The 17617-nt window shown below is 37.0% G+C and carries 17 protein-coding genes; 14 read left to right on the top strand and 3 right to left on the bottom strand.

Annotation, left to right across the window (positions count from 1 at the left end; all coding sequences use genetic code 11):
- Positions 1 to 81 precede the first annotated feature (81 nt).
- The 7 genes from DRF59_RS01420 (at position 82) to DRF59_RS01390 (ending at position 6948) form a co-directional block, all read left to right on the top strand.
- A complete protein-coding gene (locus DRF59_RS01420; RefSeq protein ID WP_115956507.1) occupies positions 82 to 1164 on the top strand; it encodes a carbamoyl phosphate synthase small subunit in 1083 nt (360 codons plus the stop codon).
- A gap of 11 nt (positions 1165 to 1175) precedes the next feature.
- Positions 1176 to 1538: a four helix bundle protein gene (locus DRF59_RS01415; RefSeq protein ID WP_115956506.1), complete on the top strand. Its 363-nt coding sequence runs from the start codon at positions 1176 to 1178 to the stop codon at positions 1536 to 1538.
- Between the two features lie 46 nt (positions 1539 to 1584).
- Entirely contained in the window at positions 1585 to 4764 is a 3180-nt protein-coding gene (gene carB / locus DRF59_RS01410) for a carbamoyl-phosphate synthase large subunit (protein WP_115956505.1), read from the top strand.
- A gap of 118 nt (positions 4765 to 4882) precedes the next feature.
- Positions 4883 to 5329: a hypothetical protein gene (locus tag DRF59_RS01405; protein WP_115956504.1), complete on the top strand. Its 447-nt coding sequence runs from the start codon at positions 4883 to 4885 to the stop codon at positions 5327 to 5329.
- Between the two features lie 8 nt (positions 5330 to 5337).
- Positions 5338 to 5796, top strand: coding sequence for a hypothetical protein (locus DRF59_RS01400; RefSeq protein ID WP_115956503.1), 459 nt, complete (start codon positions 5338 to 5340; stop codon positions 5794 to 5796).
- Between the two features lie 122 nt (positions 5797 to 5918).
- Positions 5919 to 6290 (top strand): hypothetical protein, encoded by a 372-nt coding sequence (locus DRF59_RS01395; protein WP_115956502.1) that lies wholly within the window; start codon positions 5919 to 5921, stop codon positions 6288 to 6290.
- A gap of 157 nt (positions 6291 to 6447) precedes the next feature.
- Positions 6448 to 6948, top strand: coding sequence for a hypothetical protein (locus DRF59_RS01390; protein WP_115956501.1), 501 nt, complete (start codon positions 6448 to 6450; stop codon positions 6946 to 6948).
- Positions 6949 to 7086: 138 nt separating this feature from the next.
- On the opposite strand, the gene DRF59_RS01385 is transcribed toward DRF59_RS01390, so the two are convergent.
- Positions 7087 to 7488, bottom strand: a complete 402-nt coding sequence (locus DRF59_RS01385) for a nuclear transport factor 2 family protein (protein ID WP_115956500.1) — start codon at positions 7486 to 7488, stop codon at positions 7087 to 7089.
- A 197-nt stretch (positions 7489 to 7685) separates the two neighbouring features.
- On the opposite strand from DRF59_RS01385, the gene DRF59_RS01380 reads away from it, so the two are divergent.
- The 3 genes from DRF59_RS01380 (at position 7686) to DRF59_RS01370 (ending at position 12366) form a co-directional block, all read left to right on the top strand.
- A complete protein-coding gene (locus DRF59_RS01380) occupies positions 7686 to 9836 on the top strand; it encodes a TonB-dependent siderophore receptor (protein WP_115956499.1) in 2151 nt (716 codons plus the stop codon).
- Between the two features lie 215 nt (positions 9837 to 10051).
- Positions 10052 to 11251 carry a PepSY-associated TM helix domain-containing protein gene (locus tag DRF59_RS01375; RefSeq protein WP_241505456.1) on the top strand — a complete coding sequence of 400 codons (1200 nt, stop codon included), beginning with the start codon at positions 10052 to 10054 and terminating at the stop codon, positions 11249 to 11251.
- 134 nt (positions 11252 to 11385) lie between these two features.
- Positions 11386 to 12366, top strand: a complete 981-nt coding sequence (locus DRF59_RS01370) for an alpha/beta hydrolase (RefSeq protein ID WP_157967427.1) — start codon at positions 11386 to 11388, stop codon at positions 12364 to 12366.
- A gap of 72 nt (positions 12367 to 12438) precedes the next feature.
- On the opposite strand, the gene DRF59_RS01365 is transcribed toward DRF59_RS01370, so the two are convergent.
- Together DRF59_RS01365 and DRF59_RS01360 are read right to left on the bottom strand one after the other, a co-directional pair.
- Positions 12439 to 13446 (bottom strand): hypothetical protein, encoded by a 1008-nt coding sequence (locus DRF59_RS01365; protein WP_123873645.1) that lies wholly within the window; start codon positions 13444 to 13446, stop codon positions 12439 to 12441.
- 30 nt (positions 13447 to 13476) lie between these two features.
- Positions 13477 to 14331, bottom strand: coding sequence for a hypothetical protein (locus tag DRF59_RS01360; protein WP_115956496.1), 855 nt, complete (start codon positions 14329 to 14331; stop codon positions 13477 to 13479).
- 219 nt (positions 14332 to 14550) lie between these two features.
- On the opposite strand from DRF59_RS01360, the gene DRF59_RS01355 reads away from it, so the two are divergent.
- The 4 genes from DRF59_RS01355 (at position 14551) to DRF59_RS01340 (ending at position 17616) form a co-directional block, all read left to right on the top strand.
- Positions 14551 to 15063, top strand: a complete 513-nt coding sequence (locus tag DRF59_RS01355; protein ID WP_115956495.1) for a methylated-DNA--[protein]-cysteine S-methyltransferase — start codon at positions 14551 to 14553, stop codon at positions 15061 to 15063.
- A 110-nt stretch (positions 15064 to 15173) separates the two neighbouring features.
- Entirely contained in the window at positions 15174 to 15938 is a 765-nt protein-coding gene (locus DRF59_RS01350; RefSeq protein ID WP_115956494.1) for an isocitrate lyase/PEP mutase family protein, read from the top strand.
- Positions 15939 to 15940: 2 nt separating this feature from the next.
- The gene (locus DRF59_RS21210) at positions 15941 to 16984 is read left to right on the top strand and encodes a bifunctional transcriptional activator/DNA repair enzyme AdaA (RefSeq protein WP_115956493.1); all 1044 of its coding nucleotides are present in this window, start codon (positions 15941 to 15943) and stop codon (positions 16982 to 16984) included.
- A gap of 29 nt (positions 16985 to 17013) precedes the next feature.
- Positions 17014 to 17616 carry a DUF2911 domain-containing protein gene (locus DRF59_RS01340; RefSeq protein ID WP_115956651.1) on the top strand — a complete coding sequence of 201 codons (603 nt, stop codon included), beginning with the start codon at positions 17014 to 17016 and terminating at the stop codon, positions 17614 to 17616.
- Position 17617: the final 1 nt, after the last annotated feature.

The raw sequence follows: 17617 nt of genomic DNA, 5'->3' as shown, positions 1-17617 counted from the left end.
AAGTAAAATGTAAAGAATACCTTATACATTTTAGACCTGATATTGTACAAAAAGAAAATAATAGAAAATCTAATTTTAAAAATGAAGAAAAAATTAATACTGGAGTCCGGTGAAGTGTTTCATGGAGAAGGTTTCGGAGCAGAATTGGAAACTGCAGGGGAAGTAGTTTTCAATACCGGAATGACAGGGTATCAGGAATTGATTTCTGACCCATCGTATTGCGGTCAGATAGTTTGTATGACCTATCCGCTTATCGGGAATTATGGTATTAACCGTGATGATTATGAAAGTATCGAGCCGGCAATCAAAGGGCTTATCGTAAAAGAACTTTGCGATCTACCTTCTAACTTCCGTACTCAGATCACTTTAGATGAATTATTTAAAAAGAAAAACCTTTCAGGAATTTCAGGAATCGACACCAGAAGGCTGACCAGAGTTCTTCGTAACCACGGAGTAGTGAAAGGAAAAATTGTAAACGCTGATGCTGATGAAGCCGCTGTAGCTTCAGAATTGAAATCAACAGCTTTCCCAACCAATCAGGTAGAGGAAGTTTCCACAAAAACACCTTATGCTAATCCTAACAGAGGCTTCAAGGTTGTACTGGTGGATTTTGGTGCAAAACTGGGAATTATCAGAGAACTATCTCAAAGAAACTGTGATATCATTGTGGTTTCCCAAGACACCACAGCAGAAGAAATTCTGTTGATGGATCCGGATGGAATTATGTTATCAAACGGTCCTGGTGACCCTGAAGATGTACCGCATGCTCTAGATATGATCAGAGGATTATTAGGAAAAGTTCCGATCTTCGGAATCTGTTTAGGCCACCAGTTAATTGGTCTTGCCTGCGGAGCGAAAACGTTCAAACTTAAATTCGGACATAGAGGAGGAAACCACCCGGTATTGGATTTGGAGAAAAATACAGTAGCTATTACTTCTCAGAACCACGGATATGCGGTAGATCAGGAAAGCTTAAAAGGAACTGACCTTATCGAAACGCACATTGCATTGAACGACAGAACCAACGAAGGATTAAAACACAAAATCCACCCTTGTTTCTCAGTTCAGTATCACCCTGAAGCGAGCCCGGGCCCTGAAGATGCAAACTACCTGTTTGATGAGTTCATTGATTTAATGCACCAATTTAAAAATGTACCAGTTTAACAATAATTAAAATGATCAATTTCGAAAACAATCCTTTAATTGAAAAAACCGTTAAGTTCTCATTAGATATTATAGAGTTCTGTGAATTATTGGAAAGTAAAAAGAAATTTGTTATTGCTAAACAATTATTACGTTCTGGAACAAGTATTGGCGCAAATTCTTTTGAAGCACAAAATCCCTACAGTAAAAAAGATTTTGTGAATAAGATTAAAATTGCTGCTAAAGAGCTTGAAGAAACAAAATATTGGTTATATCTGTGTAAATATTCTCAAAGTTATCCATTTAATGAAAACTTGGAAACACAGATTATAGAAATTGGAAAAATTATTTATAAAATTTTAAGCACAAGTTTATCAAATGAAAACGGACAGTAACATTGTTACACTGTTAGATTGATAAATTGTTACATTTTAAACCCCTATGAAAAGAAACGATATAAAAACAATTTTAGTAATCGGTTCAGGACCTATCATCATCGGTCAGGCAGCTGAATTTGATTACGCAGGAACGCAGGCTTGCTTGTCTCTGAAAGAAGAAGGCTACAAGGTAATTTTGATCAACTCAAACCCTGCAACGATCATGACGGATGTGGAAATCGCAGATAAAGTATATATTGAACCGATTTCATTACAGTTTGTAAGCCACATCATCAGAAAAGAACGTCCGGATGCGTTATTACCGACTCTTGGAGGGCAGACGGGTCTGAATATGGCGGTAGAACTGGAAAAATCAGGAATTCTTGAAGAATGCAAAGTGGAAGTATTGGGAACAAAGCTTTCTGCGATCAACAGAGCAGAAGACAGAGATCTTTTCCGTGAGCTGATGAGAGAACTGAACGAGCCGGTACCGGAATCCGATATTGTAAATACGGTAGAAGGAGCGCTTGCTTTCGCAGATGAAATCGGTTACCCTGTAATTGTTCGTCCTGCCTTCACAATGGGAGGTACCGGAGGAGGTATCGCTTCCACAGAAGCTGAATTGAAAGAGATTGCTGAATTGGGATTAAAGCACAGCCCGGTTACACAGTGTCTTATTGAAAAATCAATCGCAGGTTTCAAAGAAATTGAATACGAAGTAATGCGTGATGCAAACGACAACGCCATTGTAGTTTGTAACATGGAAAATATAGACCCGGTAGGTGTTCACACAGGAGACTCTATCGTAGTTGCTCCTTCTCAGACGCTTTCAGACAGAGAGTATCAGTTACTGAGAAATGCTTCCCTGAAAATCATCAGAGCCTTAGGAATTGAAGGAGGATGTAACGTGCAGTTAGCTTTAGATCCGCATTCATTTGATTACTATATCATCGAAGTAAACCCTAGAGTTTCACGTTCATCAGCATTAGCAAGTAAAGCAACAGGTTATCCGATTGCAAAGATTGCTGCGAAGATCGCAGTTGGATTAACTCTGGATGAAATCATGAACCCGGTAACAGGAAAAACATACGCATGTTTTGAGCCGGCTCTTGACTATGTGGTAACGAAATTCCCAAGATTCCCATTCGATAAATTCGAAACAGCAGACAGAAGACTTTCTACTCAGATGAAAGCTACCGGAGAAGTAATGGCGATCGGAAGAAACCTGGAAGAATCTTTACAGAAAGCAGTCCGTTCACTGGAAACAGGAATCAAACATTTAGGATTAAAAACCAAACAGGCTCAGGCTCTTACGGAAGAGGAAATCGAAAGAAGAATCAGAGTATGTGATGACGAGAGATTGTTTATCATAGGAGATGCTTTAAGAAGAGGATATGACTGGGAACAGATAGTAGAATGGAGTAAGATTGATAAGTTCTTTATCTGGAAGCTTAAAAAACTGGTTGATTTCGAAAAAGTAATTGCTGCCAACAAATTTGATAAAGAAACATTAACTGAAGCTAAGAGATTAGGTTTCGCAGACATCAACATTGCAGTTCTTTGGGATGTAAAAGAGCGTGAGGTTTTCAACTTCAGAAAAGAAAACGGAATCATGCCGGTGTACAAAATGGTAGACACTTGTGCCGCTGAGTTTGAAAGTGAAACGCCTTACTTCTACGGAACTTACGAAGAGGAAAACGAAAGCGTTGTTTCAGATAAAGAAAAAATCATCGTACTGGGTTCAGGACCTATCAGAATCGGACAGGGAGTAGAATTTGACTACGCAACAGTTCATTCAGTATGGGCGATCAAAGAAATGGGTTACGAAGCGATTATCATCAACAACAACCCGGAAACAGTTTCTACAGATTTCTCCATCTCTGATAAACTATACTTCGAACCGCTTACAGAGGAAGATGTTATGAACATCATCGAGCTGGAAAAACCAAAAGGAGTAGTTGTACAGTTCGGAGGACAGACTGCCATCAACCTTGCAGATAAATTAGCCGCTCACGGAGTACAGATCTTAGGAACTTCACTGGAAGATCTTGACAGAGCTGAAAACAGAGATAAATTTGAAAAAGCACTTCAGGAGCTTGGAATTCCTCAGCCAAAAGGAAGAACTTCAACTTCCAAAGAAGAAGCAATAAAAATCGCTAATGAGATCGGTTATCCGGTACTGGTGCGCCCGAGCTACGTTCTTGGAGGTAGAGCGATGGAAATTGTATATGCAGAATCAGAACTGGCTCATTATATGGAGCATGCTGTAGACGCAAGTCCTGAACACCCGGTATTGGTAGACAAATACATGGTAGGAAAAGAAATTGAAGTAGATGCAATCTGTGATGGTGAAACAGTAGTGATTCCGGGAATTATGGAGCATATTGAAAGAGCGGGGGTTCACTCAGGAGATTCTATTGCCGTATATCCGCCACAAAATATTTCACAGAGCGAAATTGATACTCTGGTAGATTATACAAAAAGATTGGCAAAAGGCCTGAATGTAATTGGACTGATGAATATCCAATATGTCCTTTTCGAAGGGAATGTATATGTGATTGAAGTTAATCCACGTTCTTCAAGAACTGTTCCTTTCTTATCGAAAATTACGGATGTACCAATGGCTAATCTGGCTACAAAAGCAATTCTGGGGCAGAAGCTGGCTGATTTAGGATATAAAAACGGCCTGGTTCCAGACAAAGAAGGAGTTTTCGTAAAAGTTCCGGTATTTTCCTTCTCAAAACTAACGAAAGTGGATATATCTCTGGGTCCTGAAATGAAGTCTACAGGAGAGGTAATGGGTAAAGATACCACACTGGAAAAAGCACTTTATAAAGGGCTGGTTGCTGCCGGAAGAAAAGTTCCGATGCACGGATCCATCCTGTTTACTGTGGCAGATAAGCACAAAGATGAAGCAGCAGCTCTTGCAGCGAGATTCCATGAAGTAGGATTCAGAATCTGGGCTACGGAAGGTACTGCGAAGTTCTTTGAAGAAAAAGGTATTCCTTGTAAAATAGGATATAAGATAGGAGAAGAAGATGTGAACCTTATTGACCTGATCCAGAAAGGAAAAGTTCAGTATGTTGTGAATACCACTACAAAAGGTAAGCAGGCTGAAAGAGACGGGTTCCAGATCAGAAGAATGAGCGTTGAAAATGGTGTTCCTTGTTTAACTTCAATGGATACGGTAGAAGCCATCCTAAAAGTAATTGAAAGCATGAGCTTCAAAATGGAGACGATGTAATTTCGAGCCAGAATAAATACTTAAATTCCGCAAGTTTTCTTGCGGAATTTTTTTATCAATTAATCCAGATAAAATAAAGGATTCTGTTTACTTTTGCAAAAGCCATTTAAACTTCAATATGATGAGTATAAAATCAATTACGATAGGATTTCTATGTTGTATTTTCGTAGCAGTGCTTTCAGGATGTTCCTGGATCACTGATTTCTATATTCAAAACCTGACTGGCTCCAAAAAAATAATTAAGATCAATTACAGTTATCCCATCTCAAAAGCAATTGATAATGAAGGCGGAAGCTTTGCATTTAATTATGAAAATGGAATATTGTCACCTCGGTCTTTCTATAAAATCAAAAACCCAAAGTCTCTTGAAAAAATAGAAGTGAAAGACTCTTCCATTGTTCTTAAGCTTTATCCAAATTCAACAACAAAAATTTACAAAAGCCATAATGGAAGCTGGAGATATAGGGTTAAAAGTGTTGAGATTAATGGAACCATTTTTTATCCTTCAGAATTAATAAGTAAAAACAGATATATCAGTAAGGATTATGTTTATAAAATTAATTAAAATTTACTATGAATTTTTATTTGAAAATAAAACAGATTTTTCTAAAAAGCGTAATAGCGTTTATAATTATCATTGGTTTTCAGGTCAAAGCTCAAAAATCTCCGTTTAATATTGTCGGAAACTGGGAATCCATTGATTACTGGAAGAGTAAAGGCAAAGCAGGCTTTACAAAAGACGGATATGTATCCATTACAATTAATGGGAAAGAAATTGACGGCAAGAATTTTATCATCCACGGAGGTCCTAATAATGGGCAAAAGGGAGAACTCAAATATAAAATTGATACGGATAAAACACCAATTGAGATTGATTTTATTGCAGTAAAAGATAATCAGGAAAAAGGAAGATTGTTAGGAATTATCGTTCCTGTTAACGATTCAAAATTCCTTATGCTGATCAACATGAATGGGAAACGGCCTGAAAGTATAGATCATGATGAAACAATGACACTTACAAAGATTGAATGAAAATGATCTTAAAATAGTTTAAACCTCATAGATTTCAATGAGCTTTTTTCTGCATAAATTCTATAATTTAGGTCAGTAAATATTTCGATTAAAAAGAATATCGTGGTATTATTAACTATTCTATGAAAAAAACACTTTTTGCGCTCACTTTTGTAGTAGGAGTTATATGTATTCTCAATATAAATCTTCCATTAAAAAAGCAGGATATGTATGGAAAATATATTAACATGAATTTTGATAAGCCAATTTGCTGTGTGGAAGCTCCTCACACTGCTGATACTTTAGTTTTATATGAAGACAATACATTTAGAAGTAAATTTTATGGAATGGGTACATATAAATTATATAATGGAATAAATCCTGAAATAGAACTTTATTATACAGATTTTGGTCAGCCAGCTGCTTACAAAACCTATTTTTTAAATGGGATTTTTGAAAAGCCTAAGATTAGTCTAAATGCAGATTCAAACCATTATTATGAAAAATTAGATTGAAAACACACAACTCCCAATTAATTATCAATTATTTTAATCATACCAGCCTAAAAATACATTTATTTTTACCGAATTATTTATAAATTAGAGCGTTAAAATTCAGGCTGTTATTATTATTTAAAAACTAATAAAAATTCCACCAAATCAAAATATAACCATGGCAGAATATTACGCAAAATCAAGCAATTCTTTGTCTTTTGAGATCACAAGAGAAGAAAAGTTAATCGGGAAACTTATTTATACAAGCTGGTTTAAATTTAATGCTGTTATTGATATTGCAGATGGTCAGACTTATCAGGTGGAACCAAAAGGTTTTTGGGGAACGACCATTGAGCTGAAAGATCAGGAAAGAGTCCTTCTGAAATTCAGAATGAACTGGAACGGGGAAATTGTAGTGCAAACCTATTTTGACGGCGTGAAGAATGGCTACCTTTTCAAACACAGAGGTATTTTTAAAGAATCATTTGTTCTTACAGATCAGGACGGCGTCGAGCTGATGATCATAAAACCCCATCTGAAATGGACTTCTATGAATTATGAATACCGGATCACCACATCGGATGCCTATGAAACCTTTCCGGAAAAAGAAATCGTTTTAATTAATGCACTGCATTGCGCCAATTATTATATGTCGATGATGGCCGCTGCCGTGATATAGAAAAGGTAATTTTAGGTTTAATAAAAATTATTACATGTCATTATCTCAAAAGTCGAATTATTCGACTTTGTCATTCTGACACAAAATGAAATTTTGCGAACATTGTTCAAAGAATCTCATTTACTATCAATACCTTAACTACTTATCCAAAGCCTTCGAAACTGCCAAACTATCTTCCAGTAGTCTGTAGCGTGTAATTTTATGATTTTGAATACGCATCTGTATACAGAATAAAGACTCTACAATTTTACCTGTTTCAAGCATTTTCGTAATAAATTCTCCTGTAATCACGGCATTTTCATCATCAGTAAAAATATGATCAATTTTTACAGAAACAGGTTTCGTATTTTTCCATAATAATTCAAAGAAATCTGAGACTTCCTGTTTATTGTTTCTTACTCCCATCCAGGGTGCTTTTTGTTCATCTCCAGGTATATACCAATCTACAGTGTCCGAAAAAAGGTTGGTTAATTCTGTCGAATTTCTTTCCGACATAAACTGTAGAAATTGCTGAACGGTTTCTTGAGAATTGTTATTCATTTTTGAAAATTATAGTCAATAATTAGCTTGATATGGAGTAATGAAGATAGGAAAAATTAACTTCCAATTACTGTTTATTTTCCTGAAATCCTTTATTTATAGGCTATTTCATTAAGGAAGTTTCATGATTTGTATCATATTTTTATTTAGAACTAATAAAAATAATATAGTTTTGCAAAACTAAACTTAATTATAAAATGAAAAGAATAATTATTTCTGCATCAGTATTGGCAATATCTCTCCTGAACGCACAGGAAAAGGATACGCTTAAAACTGCTGAAATCCAGGCTGTATCACTCCAGGGAACTCACAATTACAGAACCAAAAAATCTGAATCCATAGCAAGACTTCCTCTTGAAAACCTTGAAAATCCAACCGTTTACAACCTCGTTCCCAAAGAAATCATCAGTGAAATGGGAGCCATGGATTTCAATACAGCGATGGCTTCTGCACCCGGAGTTGTCGTAAGCAACAGTGTCAACGACAGCGGGAATGATATTTTCATGAGAGGTTTCAGTTCCAATGCCAGTTTCAGAAACGGATTGACTCAAAACCCAAGAGTGCAGTCCGAGATCGCTAATATCGAGAGAGTAGAAGTAATAAAAGGCCCATCGGGAACTTTATTCGGCGGAACGCTGGCCAACTACGGGGGAGTAGTGAATATCGTTACGAAAAAACCACAGGAAAACTTCGGAGGAATTATCAACTATACCACCGGAAGCTGGGGAATGAACAGGATCACAGCAGATGTGAATACTCCTTTAAACAAAGAAAAAACTGCATTGGCAAGATTCAATGTGGCAGCCTATTCTCAGGATTCATTCCAGGATGCAGGGTATAACAAAGGACTATTTTTCTCAGGAAGTGTTCTGTATAAAGTAAGCGATAAAACCACAGTGACACTTGATACCGAGTTTCATGCTCCCAATAAAACATTGAATGCCTATGTAAGAAATTCAGAAAAGCTGACTCTCCACTCCATGAAAGACCTGGAAGTGGCTTACAAAAGAGCATTCACAAGTAATGATATCGGTTCCAAAAGAACCAACTTTGTGACAATGGCTGAGGTTACCCATAAATTCAACGATCAATGGACGTCAAAAACATCTTACCAAAGAGGGGAAGCCAATGAAAATGAGTCGATCTTTTTAGTGCTGAGATATCTGAATAATAATCAGGTAGAAAGAATGATCCGTCCTTTTGACAGCTTTAAAGTGACAACAGACAATATCCAGCAGAATTTCACAGGAGATTTTAAAATAGCAGGCCTACGAAACCGTCTGGTAGTAGGAATAGATTATTTCCAGCAAACAACAAAATATCAGTTTCCTTACTATGAGGCCAACGGATACAGTAATGTTTTCATGCCTTATGATAAAGTGAATCTCGACAGCTCTTCCGCGTGGGATCCTATTTCAAGAAACAAATTCATGAATAAGGAAAGAAAATCTACAGAATCGGATATTACAAGATTCAGAACGATCAGCGGTTATATCTCCAATGTTTTGAATATCACAGATAATTTACTGGTAATGGCCAGTTTGAGGGTAGACAGCTATAAGAATGATGATACAGTTGTAAACGGGGTAGAGATCTCTACCAAAAACGGATATCCTGAAAATAAAGTTTCCGGTTACAGCCAGACCCAGTTTTCACCAAAATTCGGATTAGTGTATGAAATTGTAAAAGATCACATCTCATTCTTTGCCAATTATGTGAACGGATTTAAAAACTATGCTCCATCACTGAATGAAGTGGGTATTCTGACAAAATGGGATCCTGAGCAGGGAAATCAGATTGAAACAGGTTTCAAAGTAGATCTTTTCCATAAAAAATTACTGACAACCGTAAGCTATTATAATATTAAGGTTAAAAACAGACTGGTTGCAGATCCGGGTGGAATAGGAAGTATTCAGGATGGAAATATCAAAAGTCAGGGACTGGAAATAGGAATCATTGCCAACCCTTTCAAAGGATGGAATATCGTTGCCGGATATGGTTATAACGATAATAAATACGATGACCGAAGCAAAGACAGCGGAAAAAGAATCGCATGGACTCCAAAACATGTAGCCAATCTATGGACAAGCTACAAGATCATGGACGGAGCTTATGAAGGACTTGGTTTCGGAGCCGGATTTAATTTTGTAGACCAAACCTATATCAATATTGTTAACCATTTTCTAGCTCCTTCTTACACTACTGTAGGTGCAACTATTTTCTATGACAGGAAAAAATACAGAATCGGTCTGAAAATGAATAATGCACTGAATGAAAACTACTGGAACTTCTACGGTCAGCCACAGAAGCCTAGAGAAATCCTTGCCAATTTTGCGTTCAAATTTTAATACCTGAAAACAAAAAAATATCAACGAAAATATAAGGATGAAAACCGCAAAGGTGCAACACTTTGAGTTATAATACTCTCTGTTTCTGAAGCCTTCAAATATGCTAAAGTAACGGCAGCAGGAATAACTCTTTTCACTTTACAAACACGCCATTATAAACTCTATTGCGCCTTTGCATTTTCTGTTGTTATATTTTGACTAGATAAAAAACAGATATGGAGAATAAAAAAACTAATCCTAAGAAAAAGCAGGGAAAATCCCTCACGAAAAAGATCACCGGCTGGATACACCTCTGGCTCGGGCTGGTTTCCGGAATCATTGTCCTTACCGTTACTCTTTCGGGAACTGTCTTTGTCTTTTGTGACGAAATCATCGATCTGTGCGGCGGAAGCGCAAAATATGTCCAGGCTCCGGCTCATACTGAAAAAATGACACCCGAAGAGTTGCTTGCCCGCTTTCATCAGCAGGTTCCGGACAGAAAAGCGTTCTATTTTGATACTTACAAAGAAGCAGACAGAAGCTTCAGAGTAGCATCGGCAACGAAACCACCTAAAGATAAAACCGTGGAGAAAGCAGAAAAATCAAAGAAAAAAGGGCGTGGCCCACGAGGTGTATTTGCCTATCATTATCTTGATCCTTACACCGGAAAAGTAATCGGTTCTACCAAAAGCTATGAGTTTTTCTATATTGTAGCCCATATTCATGCCCAGTTGCTGGCAGGGAAGTTTGGGAAAACGGTAGTTGGCGTTGCTTCCATCATATTTTTTATCCAGCTCATCGGCGGACTGATTCTCTGGTGGCCTAAAAAATGGAACAAAACAACCAGAACAACAGCTTTTAAAATCAAATCCGGAACGAAATGGCGCAGGAAAAACTACGATTTTCATAATGTTTTTGGATTTTATTCATTGCTTCCGGCAGTGTTTATTACCATTACCGGACTGATCATGGCATACAAGGTCTTAACCGATCTTACCCAGCAGGCTTTCGGAGGAGCTGTGGATGCCCATACCATTGCAGAAAAATATGAACCTAAGTTTGATCCGGAGAAAAAAGCTTTGACCTATACTGATTTTCTTGACAGAAAATTCAAGGAGTTTCCCGATGCAAAACAGTTCAGAATGAGTATTCCGAGAAATGATTCCGCAACTGTTTATCATGTGGTGGCAGCTCAGTTTATTGGTCTGAAAAGCCTTGTCAACGGGAAAAGGATGGAAACCAATAAATACACCGGAAAAGAAATTGATTATCCTGAAAAAGTACAGAGGCATGAAGTGATAGAGCATATGAATTTTGATCTTCATGTGGGATATTGGGGGGGGAATGTTCGGAAAGATCTTCACATTCATTATCGGAATCATTTGTACAAGCCTTCCGGTAACCGGTTTCCTGATCTGGTGGGGCAGAAGAAATAAAGCCCCGAAAAAGAAAAACGAAATTAAAAACATTCATCAACACAGAAAAGAATCACATCATGAACAATTGGTTTAAAATTTTATACATATTTACATTTTTATGTTTCACATTTAGTAAAGCGCAGGACAAGCTTATGATAGGAGAGAAGCGGACCGTATTTTCAAAAGTTTTAAGTGAAGACAGGGAAATCTGGATCCATCTGCCTAAAACATATAACGATACCACCATTAATCCGGCAAAATATCCGGTTATCTATCTTTTAGATGGTGAAAACAACTTTGAATACTTTGCCGGATTAACGGATTTTATTGCCAGAACTCCCTATGCTGATATTCCGGAATGTATTGTAGTGGGGATTAAAAATACAGAACGTACAAGAGATCTTACCCCTACAAAATCTCAAAAGAAAAGCCCTGTAAATTCTGCTGTAACACTTTTTACAGACAGTGGCGGGAGTGAACACTTTGTAAAATTCATACAGGAAGAACTGAAGCCTTTTATCAGTAAGAACTACAGAACCCAGGGGTATTCAGTGTTGGTAGGACATTCATTCGGAGGGTTGTTTGCCATCAATGTCTTGCTTACCCATCCGGAATATTTCAATTCATATGTAGCCAATGATCCAAGTTTATGGTGGGATAATGAAATAATGATCTCAAGAACAGAGAATTATCTTGAAAAGAATAAAAAGTTTCCTGCCAACAAATCTTTATATGTTTCCCAGGCTGATAATGAAGAACAGCAGAAAAACTGGAATTCAGACATGACACAGTCCATTGAAAAGTTTAAAGGAATTGTAGAGAAAAATGGAACTTTGAACTATAAGCACACTTTTTTTGAAGGCGAAACCCATGGAACTGTTTCCTACCAGGGAAATTATGAAGCTTTAAAATTCATATTCAAAGGTTTCAGAACAAATATTAAGCAGTTTGCTAAAAATCCGGAATTACTTGAAGAAGAGTACAAAAAATTTTCAGATAGAATGGGAGAAAAGTTTATTCCATCCGAAACTTATCTGAATGTTATTCTTAAGTTCATGAAAAGTAATGATTTCAAGGAATCAGAAACATATTTTATAAACCTTAAGAACAGGCTTTACCCTAAAACGAAATAGAAGTTAATAATTGAAGCTTAAATAATTGTAAGAAACAGGACGATAACAACTGTTATCGTCCTGTTTCTTGTTTTAATGCCTGTTATCACAATTAATAGTAAGTTCGGTTTTTTCTTTATCTAAAAAAGTAATCACAGGACATCCGAAAGAAGGAGAAGTAAAGTTAAGTACCACAGGTTCTTTTCCTTTGAAGAGCCTGCCTGTCCATTGAGCGTGGTAATTCGTTGTTTCGTTTTCTGTTTTTTCAAGAGGATTGAATTCCGCACCGTCACTAATGGTAAATGTTTTTTCAAATATTTTTTCATTCTTGTCGTTAATGACCACCAGTTTGCGTTCCCGGGTTCCGTATTCTTCAAGAAGATCCTGTACATAATAAGTCAGGTTCTCATATCTGGACTGGTAAGTGCCTCCGTATTTAAGATTTGAGCCTGGAAAATATTTTTTCTGGATCTCCACATCTGCTTTCTTCCATCTAATCATTTTCATTTTATTTTCTGTAAATGGATTTTTATTCCCGAAATAGGCAACAACATTGGTGTATTTGTCAAAAATATTGAGGCTTTTCTGGTTTTCTATCTGGAAGCCAATCATATAAGAGTCAACATCAATTTCTTCTCCTTCACTTATATATGGAGAAATGTATGCAACCGCTTTTAATGTATTTACAGGGATTTTTTTCAGTGTATTAGTCTCATAATTGTAGAGATATAATGAGTCATTCTCAGTAAGATGAAGTCCGTCCATCATCTTTTTTCTATATTGATCATTCAGTTCAAGATATGCCATCTTAGAGAAAGGGGCATCCTTCTGGCTTTTAAGAAAATCTGCAGGAACCGCCTGTTTGTCATGGTAAATATCAGATACGGAGATAAAGGCATCCATAAGCTCGTTACGCTGTATGGTGGAAATATCGAAAATATTAAAATTCTTAAAGTCTATCTCATCCTCCGTCTTTGCCTCTGGTTTCACAGGATTGGCCGGAATATTGAGCGGGTCCTGAACCTGTTTTTTGTCGTCTTTTCTGCAACCGGTGATCATCAGTTGTAAAGATAGAAGCACTAAGGCTGTATTAATCTTCATTATTAAGAATGTTTTAAATGTTTTTGTTTTTTAATTTATTTTATAATGAGGTTCTGAATAATATTTGCTCGGTTTTATGTATGCCATTTCTCTGTCGGCATCAAAGATCCAGATAAACCTGCGCAGCATATCTGCTCCGAAATAACTGACCTTCTGTGTTTGCTGCTCTCCTGTAAAAAATCCTACAGGAATATCCTTAAAAACAAAATTTTCCAGTTTCCAAAAAGGAAGGACTCCCTGTTTAATGATCAGGTTTTCTGCATTTGAGTTTTTGAGCTTCTTTTCTCCGGTTATCCTCAGTTTATTGCTGAGTTCATTTTTTTCAGCAAACTCATTGCTGTACAGTATCCCTCCGGAATACCCCGATTGAAGAACAAAATAAGCTTCCTGCTGTTGATGGTCATCAATAATATTATCAGCAGGAATATAGAACGCATCCTGATCAAAAATAATTTTAACAGGCTGGAACCCGTTCAGATCTGGCTTTTCATCATATATTGCAAATTGATTATTATCGTAATCAATTTTGAATACTTTTCCTTCAAAAAGTCCTGTTCCAATCTTCCCGTCTGCTTCATGACCCGTTATCTGATTGTCAAGAAAACGGATGTTCTTCCACGTCATTTTTCCTATACTAACAGTATTATGATCACTGATTCCATCCTTATTAAATATGAGGTGATCTGCTTTTCGCTGACGTTCCGGTGATATAGATCCTTCTTTCATCGCAATCTGAAACATAAGATCAAGAGAATCTTTTTTATTGACCAATGTCTTAACAATAATATTGTTATGTTTTGTTATCCGGAAAGGAATGACCTGCTGGGCCTGCAGACTGAAATGTCCTGCCACAAAAAGGAATAGAAGACTTGTTCTTTTGAGCATTATAAGTGATTGGTGTTATAAAGAGACCTTAAAATTACCGATTATCTTCGGAACAGCAAATAATAAACCGGAATGGTAGAAAAATTAAAAACCGGAGAAATCAGTCCGATTGGGCAGAAGAATGTTTTTAAAGAGTTTTAAAAAAAGGGGTGTAACTGTTTTGGAAATTCCGGATAATTGATAAGGTTTAAATTCTGAAAAAATATTAATTTTAGCCTAATGGAAACCATATATCAGAAAACAATATCAACACCATTAGGTGAGATGATAGCCTGCGCGGTAGATCAGGGGATTTGTCTCCTTGAATTTACAGACCGGAAAAATATTGAGAAGCAGTTTAAATCTTTATCAAAGGCTCTTCAATCTGAAATTATAAAAAAAGAGCATAAACATTTCAGGCAGCTGGAAACAGAGTTGGGAGAATATTTTGAAGGGAAAAGAAAACAGTTTGAGGTTCCGGTATTTACCACAGGAACAGAATTTCAGGAAAAAGTATGGAAGCTCCTGCGTGAAATTCCAATGGGAGAAATAAGAACCTATAAACAGCAATCAGAATTTCTGGGAAATCCGAAAGCTATACGTGCGGTAGGTACGGCTAACGGGATCAATAAAATTGCTATTTTAATCCCATGCCACCGGGTGATCGGTTCAAACGGGGAATTGGTAGGGTATGCAGGAGGAATCTGGAGAAAACAAAAACTTCTGGAACTGGAAAAAGCAATTTTATTTTAAGCAATATTCAATTTACCATTCCCGGAACCATTTTCATTCATAAAAAATAGCTGTTCATTTTTCGGTTGCGGGCAGCCCTGCGATATTCTTACTTTTGAATAAAAAAGATAATGACTGGTTTCAAAGAATTACACCATAATGAAGAACCTTTATTATTAGGTAATGTATGGAATGTACAGAGTGCAGAGATTTATGAAAACGCAGGATATAAAGCATTGGCAACTTCCAGTTCAGCGGTAGCCCTCAGTTTAGGATATGAAGATGGTGAGCAGATGAGCTTTGATGAATATTTTTATATGATCAGGCGAATTAAAGCATCGGTTTCTGTTCCTTTATCTGTAGACCTGGAAGCAGGATATGGAGCAGACGGAGATCTTATTGTTTCCAATATTACAAGACTTCTGGACATAGGAATTGCAGGTATTAATCTGGAAGATACTTATATGGAGGATGGCGTGAGACAGCTTGCAGGACGTGAAGCCTTTTCTGAAAAGCTGAAGGATATTATTGTAAAGCTGAAAGAAAGGCGGACTGAGATTTTTATTAATGTAAGAACTGATCCTTTTTTATTGGGGATTGACCATGCGTTAAAAGAAACCTTGGAAAGAATCAGGTTATTTGAGGAATTAAAGATTGATGGAGTTTTTATTCCCGGAATGACTGCTGAAGCTGATATACAGACTGTCGTTAAGGCAACATCTTTGCCCGTGAATGTGATGTGTCTGCCAGGGCTTCCGGATTTTAATACCCTGAAAAGACTGGGGATAAGAAGAATTACGTCGGGAGCTTTTTTAAACAGACATATTTATAAGGAACTGGAAAGGGTTTGCGGAATTATTAAAGATAATCAAAGTTTTTCACCTCTTTTTACTTAAAAATGGAACTTACTGAAAAAATAATGTATAATGCCTCTTTTCATAAAGATGTATCATTTGAAGGAATATTCTGGATGGGCGTAAAAACTACCGGAATATTCTGTCGCCCGACCTGTACGGCACGCAAGCCGAAATTTGAAAATGTAGAATTTTTTTCAAACACAAAGGATGCTATCCTAAAAGGATACCGGCCGTGTAAAGTATGCCGGCCTTTAGAAAATCTGGATGCAACACCGCAATATATCAGAGAACTGTTACAGGAAATTTCTAAAGATCCCTCTCTGAAACTCAAAGATTACGATCTGGTAAAACGGGGGCTTGAGCCAGCTACTGTACGCAGATGGTTTCTTAAGCATCATGGGATTACCTTTCATGCTTTTCAGAGAATGTTTAAACTGCATACAGCTTTTAAGAAACTTAAGCAGGGTGAACCCGTTACAGAAGTTGCATATGATATGGGATATGAAAGTCTGAGTGGTTTTAATGAAAGTTTTAAGAACATCTTTGGAGTATCTCCCAAAAATAAGAGTATGGAAAAAATCATAGACCTTACAAGGATAGAGACAATACTGGGAACAATGATCGCCTGTGCTGATGAGAAAGGAATCTGCCTCCTCGAATTCTCGGACAGGAAAGCCCTTCCTACAGAATTAAAAGCAATCTCAAAATATTTTAATGCCAATATTGTGCAGGGAGAAAACCCACATTTTATGATTCTTGAAAAAGAACTTTCTGAATATTTTGAAGGAAAAAGAACTGAGTTCACTGTTCCTCTTTCCATGGTAGGAACAACGTTTCAAAAGGAAGTCTGGACTATTTTAAAAGGAATACCTTATGGAACAACAAGAAGTTATCAGGAACAGGCTGATATCTTGGGAAATCCTAAATCTGTGAGAGCCGTTGCCAATGCCAACGGACTGAATAAAATCTCTATCATAATTCCCTGTCACAGAGTCATCGGAAGTAATGGCCAGCTCACAGGCTATGGCGGAGGGATATGGAGAAAACAAAAATTATTGGAATTAGAGAAAGCTATTTTGTTCTGATTTTTGTAATTTTAAACAAAAATTTAAACGTGAAAAAGTTATTAGCAGCAGTTTGCATCTCAGTTTCAACATTCAGTTTTGCACAGGATTATTCTGTACCGGCAGCGAGTCCGCGTCAGAAAGTGGAACAACAGTTTTCGATGTCCAAGATCTCTATAGATTATGGAAGACCGGGGGTAAAGGGGCGTAAGATTTTTGGAGAGCTGGTACCATACGGACAGGTTTGGAGAGCAGGGGCTAACTCCTCTACAAAAATTACTTTTGGACAATCTGTAAACTTCGGAGGGAAAATTGTTCCTGCCGGAACCTATGGACTGTTTATTGTTCCTACAGAAAAAGAATGGAAAGTGATTTTAAATAAAGACTTTCAGCAATGGGGAGCCTACACCTATGATCCAAAACAGGATGTCGTAGATGTTACAGTACCGGTTAACAAACTGGCTGATAAACAGGAATGGTTTGAAATTACCTTAAATCCTACCGATGAAAATACGGCTAATTTAGTGTTGAAATGGGATTATCTGCAGGCGGAAGTTCCGTTAAAGCCATCCAAACTTGATGCGGTAATCAAGATTTCTGATAAGTTGAAAGAAATTAAGAAAATAGAAGCTGATTCTACTAAAAAAAGCTAAG

Origin of the sequence: Chryseobacterium flavum, from assembly GCF_003385595.1 — a bacterium.
GTDB lineage: Bacteria > Bacteroidota > Bacteroidia > Flavobacteriales > Weeksellaceae > Chryseobacterium > Chryseobacterium flavum.
Note: the sequence above shows the minus strand (reverse complement) of the source record. Positions and strands in the feature narration are given on the sequence as shown.